The organism is Chryseobacterium sp. CBo1 (genome assembly GCF_001693475.1).
Classification (GTDB): Bacteria; Bacteroidota; Bacteroidia; order Flavobacteriales; family Weeksellaceae; genus Chryseobacterium; species Chryseobacterium formosense.
Window position 1 is genome coordinate 59,814 of record NZ_MAUH01000009.1, and the last position, 14,560, is coordinate 74,373.

The 14,560-nt window shown below is 33.0% G+C and carries 18 protein-coding genes; 6 read left to right on the forward strand and 12 right to left on the reverse strand.

Annotation, left to right across the window (positions count from 1 at the left end; translation table 11 throughout):
* Positions 1-332: 332 nt before the first annotated feature.
* The 9 genes from BA768_RS07305 to BA768_RS07345 all read right to left on the reverse strand — a co-directional run bounded on the left by BA768_RS07305 (position 333) and on the right by BA768_RS07345 (position 6,856).
* Positions 333-827, reverse strand: coding sequence for a M15 family metallopeptidase (locus tag BA768_RS07305; RefSeq protein ID WP_065720266.1), 495 nt, complete (start codon positions 825-827; stop codon positions 333-335).
* A 331-nt stretch (positions 828-1,158) separates the two neighbouring features.
* Entirely contained in the window at positions 1,159-1,842 is a 684-nt protein-coding gene (locus tag BA768_RS07310) for a hypothetical protein (protein WP_065720267.1), read from the reverse strand.
* 25 nt (positions 1,843-1,867) lie between these two features.
* A complete protein-coding gene (locus BA768_RS07315; RefSeq protein WP_065720268.1) occupies positions 1,868-2,542 on the reverse strand; it encodes a DUF6904 family protein in 675 nt (224 codons plus the stop codon).
* Positions 2,543-2,765: 223 nt separating this feature from the next.
* On the reverse strand, positions 2,766-3,572 hold the full coding sequence (locus BA768_RS07320) for a PRTRC system ThiF family protein (RefSeq protein WP_065720290.1): 807 nt from the start codon (positions 3,570-3,572) through the stop codon (positions 2,766-2,768).
* Positions 3,572-4,324: a PRTRC system protein B gene (locus tag BA768_RS07325; RefSeq protein WP_185113472.1), complete on the reverse strand. Its 753-nt coding sequence runs from the start codon at positions 4,322-4,324 to the stop codon at positions 3,572-3,574. The genes BA768_RS07320 and BA768_RS07325 overlap by 1 nt, the downstream gene beginning before the upstream one ends.
* Before the next feature lie 50 nt (positions 4,325-4,374).
* Positions 4,375-5,574, reverse strand: a complete 1,200-nt coding sequence (locus tag BA768_RS07330) for a hypothetical protein (RefSeq protein WP_065720269.1) — start codon at positions 5,572-5,574, stop codon at positions 4,375-4,377.
* A gap of 78 nt (positions 5,575-5,652) precedes the next feature.
* The gene (locus tag BA768_RS07335) at positions 5,653-5,871 is read right to left on the reverse strand and encodes a PRTRC system protein C (RefSeq protein ID WP_065720270.1); all 219 of its coding nucleotides are present in this window, start codon (positions 5,869-5,871) and stop codon (positions 5,653-5,655) included.
* Between the two features lie 17 nt (positions 5,872-5,888).
* Positions 5,889-6,431, reverse strand: a complete 543-nt coding sequence (locus BA768_RS07340) for a prtrc system protein e (protein WP_065720271.1) — start codon at positions 6,429-6,431, stop codon at positions 5,889-5,891.
* A 26-nt stretch (positions 6,432-6,457) separates the two neighbouring features.
* Positions 6,458-6,856 (reverse strand): single-stranded DNA-binding protein, encoded by a 399-nt coding sequence (locus BA768_RS07345; RefSeq protein ID WP_065720272.1) that lies wholly within the window; start codon positions 6,854-6,856, stop codon positions 6,458-6,460.
* A 630-nt stretch (positions 6,857-7,486) separates the two neighbouring features.
* Between BA768_RS07345 and BA768_RS07350 the strand changes: the two genes are divergently transcribed.
* Genes BA768_RS07350 through BA768_RS07355 form a run of 3 tightly spaced genes read left to right on the forward strand, consistent with a single transcriptional unit; the run spans position 7,487 to position 8,636 of the window.
* Positions 7,487-7,975 carry a transcriptional regulator gene (locus tag BA768_RS07350; RefSeq protein WP_065720273.1) on the forward strand — a complete coding sequence of 163 codons (489 nt, stop codon included), beginning with the start codon at positions 7,487-7,489 and terminating at the stop codon, positions 7,973-7,975.
* Between the two features lie 9 nt (positions 7,976-7,984).
* Positions 7,985-8,263, forward strand: a complete 279-nt coding sequence (locus BA768_RS21445; RefSeq protein WP_228378406.1) for a nucleotidyl transferase AbiEii/AbiGii toxin family protein — start codon at positions 7,985-7,987, stop codon at positions 8,261-8,263.
* Positions 8,196-8,636 carry a nucleotidyl transferase AbiEii/AbiGii toxin family protein gene (locus BA768_RS07355; RefSeq protein WP_228378405.1) on the forward strand — a complete coding sequence of 147 codons (441 nt, stop codon included), beginning with the start codon at positions 8,196-8,198 and terminating at the stop codon, positions 8,634-8,636. Before BA768_RS21445 ends, BA768_RS07355 begins: the two co-directional genes overlap by 68 nt.
* A gap of 3 nt (positions 8,637-8,639) precedes the next feature.
* Here the strand turns inward: BA768_RS07355 and BA768_RS07360 are convergent, their stop codons facing one another.
* The 3 genes from BA768_RS07360 to BA768_RS07370 form a co-directional block, all read right to left on the reverse strand.
* Entirely contained in the window at positions 8,640-9,494 is an 855-nt protein-coding gene (locus tag BA768_RS07360; RefSeq protein ID WP_065720292.1) for a toprim domain-containing protein, read from the reverse strand.
* 417 nt (positions 9,495-9,911) lie between these two features.
* Positions 9,912-10,406 carry a hypothetical protein gene (locus BA768_RS07365; RefSeq protein WP_065720274.1) on the reverse strand — a complete coding sequence of 165 codons (495 nt, stop codon included), beginning with the start codon at positions 10,404-10,406 and terminating at the stop codon, positions 9,912-9,914.
* Positions 10,407-10,497: 91 nt separating this feature from the next.
* Complete coding sequence (locus BA768_RS07370; RefSeq protein WP_083206606.1) at positions 10,498-11,928, reverse strand: TonB-dependent receptor plug domain-containing protein; 1,431 nt, start codon at positions 11,926-11,928, stop codon at positions 10,498-10,500.
* A gap of 958 nt (positions 11,929-12,886) precedes the next feature.
* On the opposite strand from BA768_RS07370, the gene BA768_RS07375 reads away from it, so the two are divergent.
* From BA768_RS07375 to BA768_RS07385, 3 genes are all read left to right on the forward strand, one after another.
* On the forward strand, positions 12,887-13,231 hold the full coding sequence (locus BA768_RS07375) for a helix-turn-helix domain-containing protein (protein ID WP_034741419.1): 345 nt from the start codon (positions 12,887-12,889) through the stop codon (positions 13,229-13,231).
* Positions 13,232-13,259: 28 nt separating this feature from the next.
* Complete coding sequence (locus BA768_RS07380) at positions 13,260-13,703, forward strand: HNH endonuclease (RefSeq protein ID WP_034741422.1); 444 nt, start codon at positions 13,260-13,262, stop codon at positions 13,701-13,703.
* Between the two features lie 171 nt (positions 13,704-13,874).
* On the forward strand, positions 13,875-14,321 hold the full coding sequence (locus tag BA768_RS07385; protein WP_065720276.1) for a hypothetical protein: 447 nt from the start codon (positions 13,875-13,877) through the stop codon (positions 14,319-14,321).
* Positions 14,322-14,560: the final 239 nt, after the last annotated feature.

Sequence of the window (14,560 nt, forward strand, 5' to 3'; positions counted from 1 at the left end):
AACCCTGTAATTGTTAGTTTTAGTAGGAGAGGTACAAGATTTATACTTATTTTATTGAAATTTATGATTGGATGCGTGTATAAAAAAAAGCTAATCTCTGCTTAGTAAGTAATGCTATAAAAAAAAAAAATTAAATACATAAAGATGATTTTCTATCAAAATATCCTCCTGCGATTTGTATTTGTTAATATCATTTGTTTTGTTTTTTATTTCTCAAATCTATTAAAATACTTCATTCAAAAGTGAAGCTATTCAAAAAATATAATTATTTATTAAAAATTTAACATTTCTAAAGCCAATGACTTAACATAATATCAAAAGAAGGTCATTAATCACCTGAAAATGACATAGCCCTTTTTATCTTTAGCTAAATGTTGAAGAATTTTCCAAGAAGCTTTTACTTGTTTTCCGTTTCTTATGATAAATCGTCTTTCAAAATGAGGAAGATCTCTAAAGTTTTTCCAATTGCCACCCCAGTCCCAACCATTTTTAGCAAATATTTTCACACATTCATACCAGTCGGCTATTCTATCATTATCCCAATCTTTCGCAGTGTCCCAACTTGCTGTTTTCCCGTCAATAATCATACATATATCAACTGCTAAACCGTAATTATGAATACTTTGACCAGGTTTTGCGTTAGTTACCTTTCTTCCAGGTTTCGTACGTCCCTGATCATATAGATCCTGTTGCTCTTTGTAAGTTCTTAAACCTTGGGTTATTCTCACTTTTGCACGACCGGTAAGGGCTAGTTCACATTCTTGAATAATTTTGGTAACTTGCTCACGAACGAAAGGGTGAACTTGAGTACTAACTAAAAATATCATTGTTTTTTTATGACTACATCATAAAAGCGAACACCTAAAAAAGGATCACATTATAAAAATGTAATCCTTAAAACACAAATGATGAGAAAATTTTCTTTATATCTATTTATAAGCTAATTTAAAAATTATTTTCTCAATAAAAATATTTACTAAGAAAATAATTCTTAAAAAAATCAAATTCGAAACCTTTTTTCCAAAAACACCCTTCGGGAAAGCTGGGTAGGTTTTTAGAAATGGGGTTGCTCCGCTTACCTGCAAAAATTCGTTTCCGACCAACGGAGGAATTGCATTTTTGCATCCCAGTTGTCAATTAGATTAAAAAATCAATTTTTCATGATTTGCTATCCCAATAAAAATCTTCTAATTTCCAAGTATGGGTTCTAATTTGACCAACCAATTCCTTGAGCTCTTCCGAATAATCTGTATTTCCAAAATTCATTTCTATTTCAGTTTGTATTGTCCAAAGTGATCTCCCCAAATAATTGATGTGTTTTTTAAGTTCATCAATTCTGTCAGAGGAAAGTTGGGTGTCTTGTCCCAAATTAAGTCCATCAATAGTACATTGGTCATTTGACAGAAAATATTCTCCATTTTCAGATGCTGTAAAACCTAAACCAACTGCTACTTTTTCGGAAGCTGTAAAATTATCTCGCCCAATTTCATTTTCCCTTATTGTTATTCTTTGTTCATCTCTACTCAAAAATAAATGAGGAATAATTATGTCTTTCATTGCCTCTGTCAAATACCCCATGCCCCTATAATTTTGAAGAACAAACCAATGTAAATCTCTTTTCATATCAAATACAATTGCAACAAAAATGTTTTCACTATTTTTGATCAAATAAAAATTATCTGGTCCATCAGAATTAGTTACACTATCAGTCAATTTTGGTTTGTCTAACCAAATTTTTGCAAAATCAACATTTGAGCTTAAAGACCTTAAGTAAATAAGGCTAGATGACGCATCATTTCTGTTTAATTTTTCAAGTAACGATTGAAGAGATTCATTTGTCATTTTTAAGCATTTACCTTGTTAAGAACTACCATTCTATTTCATATATTTTATGATCATCACTCAATTCCAAGTCGTCAATTTTGCAATTATATTTTTCAGCTTCTGATTTAAGAAAATCTAAAAAATCATTATACTCATTTGAAAAATAAATGGAAACTCTCATCAGATCAGCCAATTTTCTAAATGCGATTTTTCCGCCCCTCATTTCAAAAAATTTAGCATTAATATGTCGCATGTACAAATACAGATATTCATTTCCAGCATTAATAGCATCATTTAAAAAGGGCAAAAGCGTCTTAGCTCCAATGGGATCATAGCTTTCTATTACTTGCTCTATCCAATATTCGAGATGTAAAAACATTGCTATATCAGCTTTATTACTATCAACCATTCGCATATTATACTTTAGTGCTACGATAGAGAATATAATATGCACCCAAGATATTTTAAAACCTAAATATGGAATTTCCTCAAAGGAATAATGACTATGATTTCTTGTTAATCTACTTCCATAAGATGCTTTTCGGATTTCATATGAAAAACTGCTAATCAATTTATTTTTATCTTCATATCCTTTAACATGAAAGTATGCTTCATCATTCCAAAATTTTGAGATAATTTCATAAATGTACTCCAAATCATCACGAGTTCCCCATATTTCAATTCCTAAACCCTTTTTTGTTGGTACTGCATAAATCATTTTTTAGTAGCTTTTTCTTCTAACAAATTTATAGAAATAAAAAATACATTTAAATAGGACAATTACTAAAAATAAAAATCCCGCAGCCTCTTTTCAAAAACATCCCCGCCCAAGCCTGGCAATGTTTTAGAAATGTGGTGCATCCTTATTTCGGCAAAAATGCGTTTCCGACCGCAGGGAGGAATTGCATTTTTGCCGCCCGATTTTCATCAGACAGCAAAAATTATAGTTTTATCGGTTGAGATTGAAAATTCTTTAGATTTAGGAAAATACCTCTGTTTTCCGTCAATCCATTGCGGAATAAACTCCACAACAAAGAACTTCCCATTTGCGCCAAAGTTGAGTTGATAAACAAATCCTGCTTTTCCAAGGCTTCCGCCAAACTGCAACTTGGTGTATCGTCTTCCGCTTCCGAAAGCTTTAAAAGTTCACCAAATTCTTCTGTTACAAATGGTAAATTCGCAACAGTTTCATATTTTTCAGAATTAGGTTGTTTAATATCTCCAATTGTCGAAAGCAAAACTTGTCCCGAATATTGGCTATTCCCAAAGTCCATCCAATATTTAGATTGATTTCGGTAATATCCTCTACTCTCCTTTAATCCATCTAAAATTTCTGCAATTGCAAAACGAGATTTTACATTATCTACACACGAAATATACATCACAGATTGCATATTTTTTTGAACTTTCCCCAAATTGTCTTTTTCAAATTTTCGTTTTTCCGCTTTCCAATTGGTTCCAAAAAATCGGTTGATTCGGTTGATTAATGCTACGGATTTATGAAATCCCATTTCACTTTCTGCAAACAATTGTCTGCCGAGATTGGCTTCCGTAATCACATCATCATCCCACAATCTTACAGACAATCCTGCGTGATTCAGTTCCGTCAAAGCGTGGTTCATTCTTGCCAATGTCGTTAACATTTGAGAACCTGTTCCACCTGCTCCGATTAAATTTATTGTTATCGGATTCGTTGGATTTATCAAGCTGCTATCAACAAAATGAATTTTCTTTTTTTCTGAATTTATCATTGTAAAAGTTCTTTTAAGGTTTTATTATTTTCAATTAATTGGTGTATTGGAAAAGTTTCTTTAGTTCCAATGAGATTTTTCCAAAGATTCACGCAATTTCCTTTTATCGGATTATGACTATTCATCAAATGACTGAAATACGAATTGAAAAAATAATTTTCCCAACTTTCGGTAAACTCTTCCAATGAAGCCGAATTTTTAATTTTCACATCAACCGTTCCCATACATACATTTCCGTTTTCGTAAACATTGAAGAATGGAGCGTGGAAAATCGGTGTGTTTTCATCAGGTCGTTCATCATTTTCCACAGCGAAAATTTTCAAATTCTGCTTATTGGCAACCCAAAGTAAAGGTGGAATATTGGCTTTTCCGTTCGGAATATTTAAGTTTTTCAAAAAAAACAATTCTCTTTCCTGCGATTTTGTAAACCAAACTACTTTTCCATTTTCAGATGAATCGATATGAAGAATATTGATGGAAATAATCCCTTTTGATTTTAAAAAATCTTTATCTTTTTTGTTTTGAATATTCAACGATTTGGAAAGTCTTTGTGCTTCTCTAACGGTTAAAGGATGTGCGTTAATGGGATTTCCATCTTCATCCATATCAAAATATTCCACATAAGTTTCTGAACTTTTTTCTTCATTTTCATAGAAAAGCAATGCACATTTTGGTAGATAAAGTGTTCCAAAATCATTGGTGATATCAATTATTTCGCTGTCTATTTCTTTGTTTTTTGTATTTCTCATTTTTTGTTTTTTTGGAAATTATTTAATTGTTTTATGTGTGTTTTTCAGAATTAATCCCCCAATAATGTTGAAAGCTGAATTAAAATTCCAAACAATCGATTTTCAAAATCAAGGTTATTTTTAGGAATATCGCTTCCATCAAAAACCTTTGTAATCATTGGTTCTTGCAATTCTGAATATTCGTTGAAATCATTGTTCACGCTGTCAATAAGGTTTTGATAAATCAATCCTTTATCGTCAGCAAAAAAGGAAATGTATTTGTCCATTGTAACTACTTTTTCTTCATTGTAAAAATCATCATCCGTATTCTCTTCCGTTTGAATATTATTAAAATGGGCATTTCTGAAAATACTTTCTTCGGGATAATCGTTGTACAATTGAAAAACCTTTTTCGAAAGTTGAAAGCATTCTTTATCAAAATTATTTTTTGCTTTAAAAGTTTCAAGTCGTTTTCCAAAAACCTCGACATTATTTTTATGAAAAATTTTCTGTTCCATAAAATCTCCGATAATTTCGGCTTGTTGAAGTTCTTTTTTAGAGGAATGATTTTCGTCTATTTCTTCATCTTCAGAAATCCAATCGGTCAGCATTTCGTAATTCCAATACAGATAAGAATTTTCTTGTCGGTAGTAAGGAATATTGGCGTTTCTGTACAAATAAGAACAAACCGACAAAAGCAGTTGAGCCGATTTTTTCTTCGCCTTATTTTTCAACATTCTGTAAAGCGGAATTAAGGGAATGTAAAAAAGACTTGTTCCCGTTTTACAACGTTCTTCGCTGATGAAGTACGTTCTATTTTCATTTTGTATTAATTGGATATTATCCCAATTTTCGTTGCTTTCTTTCAATTGTTTTTTAATATTCCAAACTGAAAGCGCAATATTATAAGGAAAATCAAAATTTTCTGTCGGTATTGGATTTAGTCCGTAATGTCCCGCCAATTGTGAAAGGGACTTATAAAAATCCCTTTCCGTTTTACTCTTTTTTCTTTGAATTTTAATTAAATTATCTTCCTTTGATATTGATTTCTGAAAATCGTTCTCTTTGAATTTTGGCAGAAAAGTAGTTTTCAAAAAACCATTGGAAGCTGTCTTATCGGAACCGATTGGCGTTGGTCTTTTTGGACTTCCGATGCATCTTTTTGCTGCTTCATCCATTCCAGAAACTCTCCTAATTGTCTGTGTAACTTTCGCTGTTTTTGCTCTTCGGGTGGTTGTATTTTTCCCGATATTATTTTTCGTTGCATTCATTTTGGTTGTTGGTTGTCAGTTGTTGGCTTGATGTAGTGATGTTTCTATCAACTATCAACCAACAACTATCAACTAATTTTATCCTTTCGTTCCCATCACACTTTCAAATTTGTACAAAATCGTATCATCTTTGATTTGTGGTGCTGAAACTTTGGCGGTAGTTAAAATTGGGTAAGTATTCGAGTAGAAATTCATCACGGCTTCCACGCTCCATTTTGGTTCGGGGTCGGTCAGTTTTATTTCTTGTCCGTTGTCTTTGAGTAGAAAAACTCGTTCTAATTGTGTTGCGAGTAACATAATTTTGGATTTTTAAATTAAATTTCGGTTGATTGAGATTGATTTTCAGAGAAAAGACTTGGGGCAAAATGTCTTTCATATTCATCCTGCTTTTTGCGGATAATTTCAGCATAATCGGGAAACTCCGAAGCTTTCGGAAGTGCAGACCAAGCATCCTTGTACTTTTCTTCTTTTTCAAGTTCTTCGGCTTTTTGTAGAGTATCTTTAAACTTCTTCTCTTTGGCTTCCTTTTCCTTTTTCTCCTTGTCAGATTTTTCTTTTTCCATTGCAGAATTTCTTTTGGTTTCTTCGAGTTGTTTCATAAAACTTTCCATATCCACCATTAATCCCGATGCTGTTTGTAGTGGTTGAGTGATACTTTCAAAAAAACCATTGTCCAAATCTTCTGCTGTTCCCCGCAAATTCAAGGGCGGAATGGTTTTTCTTGCTTCGTCTCCGCATTGCTCGTTTTTGAGCAACACGGAAGCGATAAAATTGTTCTCCGAAGTTTGGGTAAATGTGATTTGTAAATCGCCTTTGAGGTTCAGTTTGGCTATTTGTCTGAAAAAATTGGTTTGCATAATTCTATTTTTTATTGTTGAGAAAATTAAAATGGTAAATCATCATCTGCATCATCAAGTAAAGCAATAGGTGCTTTCTGCGGTTTGGCAGTTGGTTCTTCTTTTATATCAGACTTTTTTCCACCTCCGTGAAGTTTAATATTTGAAGTATGGAAATTCAATCCCGATTTTATTTCTCCGTCTTTGCCAATCCAAGCATTCGAACTTACTCTTCCCGAAAGTTCTACTAATGTTCCTTTGGTAAGGATTTTCGCTACGTTTGGACTTATCCAATACGAGCAATTGTAATAGGTGGTTTGTTCTACTCGGTCGCCTTGTTTGGATTTGTAACTGTCATTGATTGCGATTGAGAAATTCACGACTTGTTTGTCATTTTTTAAGGTGTTGATTTCTGCGTTTCTTGTAATTCTTCCTACGATGTTCATAATTTTCGATTTTAATTGTTAATAATTGTTTTGTTGTTAATTTTAAATTTTCAAGTGAATTGATTTGGATTCGAGGACACTCGGCTTTTTTTGCCTCTTTATATTTCTATTTTTTAAAGGAATCGGCGAATCTCATTCTTCGATTTCATTTTTTTTACTTTTACCAAAGTTGGAAAAGCAGTATTTTTTGTTGTTTTTTTTGATTTTTTCGTTGATGTCAAAGAGCGTCTGTAATTGAATTGATTCGTATAACTGAGGTTCCGGCTTTTTCTTTGCCGATGATTATAGGAAAGTATCAGGCACACAAAACCCGATTCATTTCCATCTAAAAAAAAATAGAAATTGAATCGGGCTTGAAATCTCTTTGTCCGAAGGATTTAGGAGTGTCTGGAAAAATTATTGGAGCTCAGCGGAAAGAATTTTTGTAGAAACCCAAAAAGATTTTTTTGAGTGAATGATGCTTTCCTACATTTGCAATAGTAAAAAGCCAAGACTGCAGTTGTAAGTGATTAAATAAACGGTTTTGATGGGCGGAAAATCAAAATAGACATTAGATATTCTGCTTTTTTAGTGTTTGACAAGTTTTTGATCTTTTAAAAATATATAAACAAATTTGCTTATATTTGTAATATGAACTCTCAACTTATAAAATATAAAGGCATCCATCCGGGAATTATTCTTGAGCGAGAACTACAAAAAAGGTCGCTCAAAAAACGCCCTTTTGCTTTAGCTGTTGGCGAATATCCGCAAACTTTTAATGATATAACGAAAGGAAAAAGAAATATTCCTGTTTCTTTAGCTTTAAAAATAGAAAAAGAATTACAACTCGAAGAGGGAACAATCGTTCTACTGCAAAGTTATTATGAGATTCAAAAAGAGAAGGAAAAAATTCAAAATCGCATCCCTAATCTTTCTATTCTCCGAAACTCCTTATTTTGGGATACAGATATTAATCAGATAGATTGGGACAAACAATTTCACGCAGTTATCCATCGCGTTTTTGAACGTGGAAACGAAGAAGAAAGGAAGGAGATTTCACGTTTTTATGGTCAACAAAAAATCAATACGGCTCTCCATTCCAAAAAGACGAAGCCTATGCAACTTTATAAAATTTCTTAATTCTGTACTATGTTGTATTATAACACCGTAAATGATGGATTGAAAAACAGTCTTCAAATCCTTATGAAATCTGATGTTTTTGAAAATTTCAGATTAGTGGGAGGAACTTCTTTAAGCCTGCAATTGGGGCATCGTATTTCTGTGGATATTGATTTATTCACTGATGCTGAATATGGTAGCATTGATTTTGGAAAAATTGATCTTTTTCTTAAAAATAATTTTGCTTATCTCGATACTTTTTCTGATTTGGAACCAGCGATGGGGGAAATCTTATTTCATAGGAACTGACAAAGAAAATACCGTTAAACTAGATTTTTATTACACCGACACTTTTATCCAACCTGCAAAAACGGAAGATCAAATTCGTTTTGCAACGATAGAAGAAATTATCGCAATGAAAATTGATGTGGTACATAGAGTTGGACGTAAAAAAGATTTTTGGGATCTCCACGAAGTTCTCCCATCTTACAATATCGATAAAATGCTAAAACTCCATCTGCAACGCTATCCATACAGCCACGACAAAGAATTGATTTTAAAAAATTTTACAAATTTCGGTCTTGCAGATAATGATTTTAACCCCATTTGTCTTCAGGGAAAACATTGGGAATTTATAAAAGATGATTTTGAGGAAGCTATTTTGAAATATAAAAATTCATAAAAATCATTTCATGATTTTCATTTTTTTACAAACCCACTCATTCAAATCTTTAAAGCCGCAATACAACAAAGAACAATCCTCCACATTTTTATATTTTTGTTGGATAATCTCCTTGGTCGCATTTCCATTATCATCATTATCCAAGAAAAGCGAAATTTTATCATATTCTTTCAACGTTTCTTCAACTTTGAAAAGCATTGCTGTAGAATTAAGAATTAAATAATCTGAAGTTAAATTTTCTTTCTTTTCCAAATTCCTAAAAGTCAGATAATCGAAAAAACCTTCAAAAACGATGATTTCATTGAAAGTCTTCAAATCGTTTTTAATCAAAGCAACATCCTTTTTACCCAAACAAATTTTTGAATATTTATTTCGGATTTCCACGCTTCCGGAATTATTGTAAAAGCCAACTCCAAAATACTTTTTTCCATTCAATTCGTACTCAATTTCTTTAACCAAATCTTTTTGTTCGTAAACCTTTCTGAATTTTAAGTATTGAATCAATGCGGGATGTCGAATTTCAGAAGTTTTTAAAATCTGATAATTTTTGTGCTGGTCGGTTTCTTCAATTTCTTCATTTTTCCGTGCTGAAAACTCAAATTTTTCCAAATATTCCAAAGCTTCAGAAACCGAACATTGATTCATTTGCTGTACAATGGAAATGACATCATAACTTTTCCCAGTTCCGAAATCAAACGCTTTATTTTTCACAAAATCAACTGAGAAACTCGGGATTTTTTCCTCTCTGTCGAGCGCAAAATAAAATGCCGTTTTTCGGTTTTCTTTCACGGGAAAGAGATTGAACGATTCCAAAACTGTTCTAATATTTACTTTTTCTTTTGCTTCTTCGCAATTCATTTTTTTCTTTTTTAAAGCAAATTTTTTATCCACATTTTCCTTTTAAATAAAAAAAGACTTTTTAATTACTTTTATAATACTTTTAATGATGCACCGAATCGCCTTATGGTAAAGCATTTGAACCCCATTTTCGGTGAGTGCAATTCCGAATTTCAGTGAGTGCAATTCCGAAAGTGGAGTGAGTGCAATTCCGAAAAAACAACTCATTTGTGGTGAGTGTAAATCCGAATTGTATTTTCTACTTTCATTGATTTTTCGTTTTTTTTCACATTTTCTTACAGTTATCCCTATTTTTAACGGGTTTTGAATTTTGGAGTGAGTGCAATTCCGAATTCTCAATCAAAAATTTCAATATTTTAACATTTTCTTAACTTCAGTGAGTGCAATTCCGAATTTTGGGTGAGTGGAATTCCGAACTCAAATAATTATTGGGTAGCCATTTGGCAGCAACTCTCCCATTTTTGTATTCCTGTAAATCTGTATGATGTGTTCCTGAATTTTATTTAAAAATTCGGTTCCTTGAAATTCTGTCGATTTAATTCCTTGCAATCGTGCTGTTCTAATAAATTCTTCAAAAGCTTTCTCTATCAATACTCTGGTTTGCGGAATATATCTGTATTGATGCGAAAACTGAATCATTTCACTTGTCAGCAGACCATATCTTTTTCTAAAGTAGATCAATCTTCGGCTGATTTCTTGCTTTTCATTAGGATATGCTTTTCTTAATTTCCGTTCTTCGTTACTGTTTTCAGATATATGATCATCTTCCTTCTTTTTTGTCAAACGCGGTATTACAAAAATTGAATCTCTTTTGTACTTATAATCGAAAGAGACCGTATTGAATGTATTAAGACTGCTTCTTGCAGGTTTTAGAAACTTGAAACAAAAATCCTTGGCAGTTTGATAATTCAATCCAAATTTTTTGTTCAGTGTTGACAGTTTTAATACCGTTCCATTTTCAGGGATTTTCGAAATCGGTGTATCAATTCAAGATAAGTCATCTTTATTTTTTTCCGAAAAGCGATAAACCTCCGTTGAATTTTAGTGTAATGAACGGAAATAAGCGGTACGAAATCTGCGCTCCACTGTTTAAAAAATTGCTAGAATTGAGATATTCGCTTTTGAAAACACCCAGAGGATTCGTAAACGTATTGTTCTCCCAATTCAATGAACCATCCTGATTGTAGAGTGCTGGAGCATTCGGACTAAGAGTTAAACTTCTCTTTGTTAAATCATCATTCAGGACATTGTTACTTTGAAACGAAAAGGTATTGCTGAGATTGACTTCCAGTTTTTTATCAGGTGTTCTGTAACTGAAATTCCCTGTTAGATTATTAGTTTTGTATCTGAAATCTGCAGGAAATACCGTTGTCTGTTCGTTATGTCCGTAGCTGATTAAGTAGGAGGTGTTTTCAGAACCTCCGCTTAAAGAAAGCTGGACTACAGACGCATCTGCCGTATTACCAATGAGTTCTTTTTGCCAGTCGGTGTTTCGGGTCTGATCCCACACACCGTTGAAATCATACGCTGCCGCAGGAATTGTGGAGATGCCGTCATTCTGAAATGCTTCTTTTCTGATCTTAATATACTCATCAGTGTTCAGCAGCTTCAATCGGTTGGCTACCGTACTGAGAGAATAAGAGGTATTAATCTTGAAATCGGTTCTTCCTTTTCTTCCTTTTTTGGTCGTCACAATGATGACTCCGTTGGCACCTCGTGATCCGTAGATTGCCGTGGCATCGGCATCTTTCAATACCTCGAAGCTTTCTATATCATTGGGATTGATGGAATTTAGAGGATTTATGGTAGCGTATGGTAAAATTGCAGCACTGTACAACGAGGGAGTTTCTGAAAGAATTGGAACACCATCAATAATATACAATGGTTCATTTCCTTCTCTTCGGATGCTGTTCTTCCCTCTGATCTGAATATCAAATCCTCCGCCCGGAACTCCTGAATTTTGGGTAATGCTCACGCCCGACATTCTACCCTGTGCAGCGGAAAGCACATTGATAACAGGTTGGTTTTCGATGTCTTTTGAAGAGACTTTGGCAATGCTTCCTGTTCTTTCTTTGTCTTTGACTTTATAATACCCTGCGTTGAGAACGACTTCCTCTATCTCTTTTTCTTTACCTAATGAGATATTGACGTTTATCCTACTGCCTAAAGTGATTTTTCGTTCGGGATAGTCCGGATGGCGGTAAATAATTACGGGGTTCTCTCCCGATACCTGAACACGGTAAACGCCTGCTGCATTGGTCACAGCCACTTCTTCACTACCCTCCTGGAATACGGAAACTCCTTTGACTGGCTGGTTATTTTCCGAGACAGTGCCTGTAATGGTGCGCATCTGCCCTATTGCTACGCCGGAGACGAGCAAGGTGAAGCCAAAAGCCAATTGAAGATGACTTAGGCTGCAAAAGTTTTTTTTCATACTTTTGAATAGGTTTAATTCGTTAGACTTTGCTCTTTCCTACGCTAGCGGTCAACTTTTGTGGAAAGGGCTTTTCTTTTTCTATGGTTACATTCTACTTTCTGTTTCTTGAATATGTTTTCAGCGTATCTACTTGATGATGCTTGGGAGGAAGCTTCAGTAAGGACATATCAAAACCTCCTTCCCAAGCACATCTTGAAATAATATGAATGAAATTGTGTCCCGTGTAAGCTGTAAAGCCGCAATGAGTTTACTCATTGTAAAGTGTCATTTCTAATAAGAAAACATTCTATTGAAATCTAAAAACAGCCGTAACCATCTGCATTATTCAGACCGTTGAATTTTTTTGTCTTCAGTATTAAATTCCCTTCGTTCTGAAAATAATTTGGAATATCAAAAGAAAGCGAGTACTTTTAATGTGCGAGATTAAATTGTAGTCTGGCTTTCCTTTTACTTTTAAAGGAATTTCGGAGTTTGTCGATAATAGCCAGGTAATACCAATCCAGCATTTTGCAAGCAAAACTGGCATAAAGCCGTATTTTTTTTCTGTTATGCTGGCGGACTACTCCGGTGGGCAAATTAGAAGAATGGTTGAAAATGTCGTCCTCATAAATATTATTTTTATATATGGAACGATGCTTTTAGATATGAGAATTATACGCAAAAATAGCATGCGGCGGTCTCACACTCTAGAATCAGGGCGACCAACCCACTTTAAACCGAAGATTAAAGTTTCCACCTAAAGTATACGTGAGAACCGCTCGCATGCCGTATACAAAAGTAAGAAACTTTTAGACATGGAGCGATTTCACGAGGTTCTCGATGGAAAATTGGTCTTTTTGATTCGAGATACATCGTTCATTTTACCTTGTTGAAGGTTAATGATTTATTCGCTAAAGCAAAAATAATAAATATTTATTTAACACCCAACATATTGGGTTATTTTTTTTAAAAATATATGGAACAAATTACTTATTTAGAAACAACACAATTCGATTTGGATTTTATTAATCACGTAAGAAACATTCGCAAAGCAAAAAAACTAAGCAAAGATCAGCTTAGCCTAAAAATGGGTTTGGCCAAAAGTTTTGTTAGTAATGTGGAGTCATTAACACAGCGACATAAATATTCTACTCGTCATATAACATTACTTTGTAAAGCCTTTGATTTTAAAAATATTTCAGATTTAATGAATTTTCCTACTCCTAAGAATGATAAAATTAAAGTTACAATTAGACAGAAGATGAATGATACAAATACAAAAGTGGTTAGTAGTGAGGTAGTAAAAATCGAAGTTATTTAAAGTTAATGAAAAATAATACGGATAACTAATGAACATATATACATACTCTGGAAATATTGAGCATCTAAAAGCTTTTGATAAGGATTATCAATTAAAAAGTATGTATACTCCTCCAATAAATAATCAAAGGCGTCCTCTAAAAAAAATATCAGAAAGAATCTGTCGCTTCTGTGGTAAAAAGTCCGATGCAACAACCTTTAAAAGCAAGCCTCACATTATTTCAAGATTATTTGGAAATAATTCTGGGGTGTCAGATTACGAATGTGATAAGTGTAACAATCATTTCTCAGGTTTCGAAAGTGATATGGCAAATTTTTTAGGTTTGAATAGAAGTGTTAATGCCTTAGGAGCACAAACTCCTCCAACATTTAAATCATACGATGGTAATATTGTAGCTAAAAAAAATAGTTTTAATGGTTTTCATGGCATTGATATAGAATCAAATAAACAAGGGGTAATTAAAAAAAATTAGATGGAGGTATTATAGAATTTAACGTTATACATAATCCTTATATACCGATTAACATTTTTAAATGTTTACTGAAAATTGCCTTGACTGTAATTCCTGATGTTGAAGTAGACAACTATAAATTCTGTTTTGATTTTCTGATGAGAAATAACAATGAGGCTTATTTTGTACAGCATGCCAAACAGATTCATAGGGGGGGCATCTGGTTTTAATGTAAAATTTCCCTATGTATTAATTTTCAAAAAAAGAAATTTAGAAAGTAAATTGCCTTCTCACTGGATTAAACTTTATTACCAAGATTCGTACATTCAGTTTTACATACCTTGCCATAAAGAAGATGAAGTTTTACTTCAGGGTGAAGAATTAATTTATTCACTTTGCCCACCATTAATTTTCGCTGAAACACAGCCACAAGGAATTGCAAAGTATTATGAAAAGTTAGATCTATCTTCAAATGTTATGACTAAGGGAAAGACTTCAAAACTCAATTTAACTTTTGATGAAAATCTTTCAAGGGAAGGGAGTAACAACAATCAGGAAACACACAATTCTGATAATTTTAATTCAGATGAAATTATAAAAGTTTTTCTTACCAAAAATTCAGGTTTATTAGAAGAATAAGACCGGCTCATATTATTACTGTGTGTTACCTTGCATATTAGTAAAACACAATTCTTTTATTTTGCCAAATTTAAATATTCTGGTTGCGTTATTGTCGCGACAAACTTTTTTCATATTGAGAGGAAACCGTAATTTTCTAACAATATCTTTTGTATATTGAGGTCTAAAGTGATGGAGAATATCAATATCGAAAAACACAAGTTGATTGTTTAAAGGTTATCCTTTTAGGTAATCAGAAT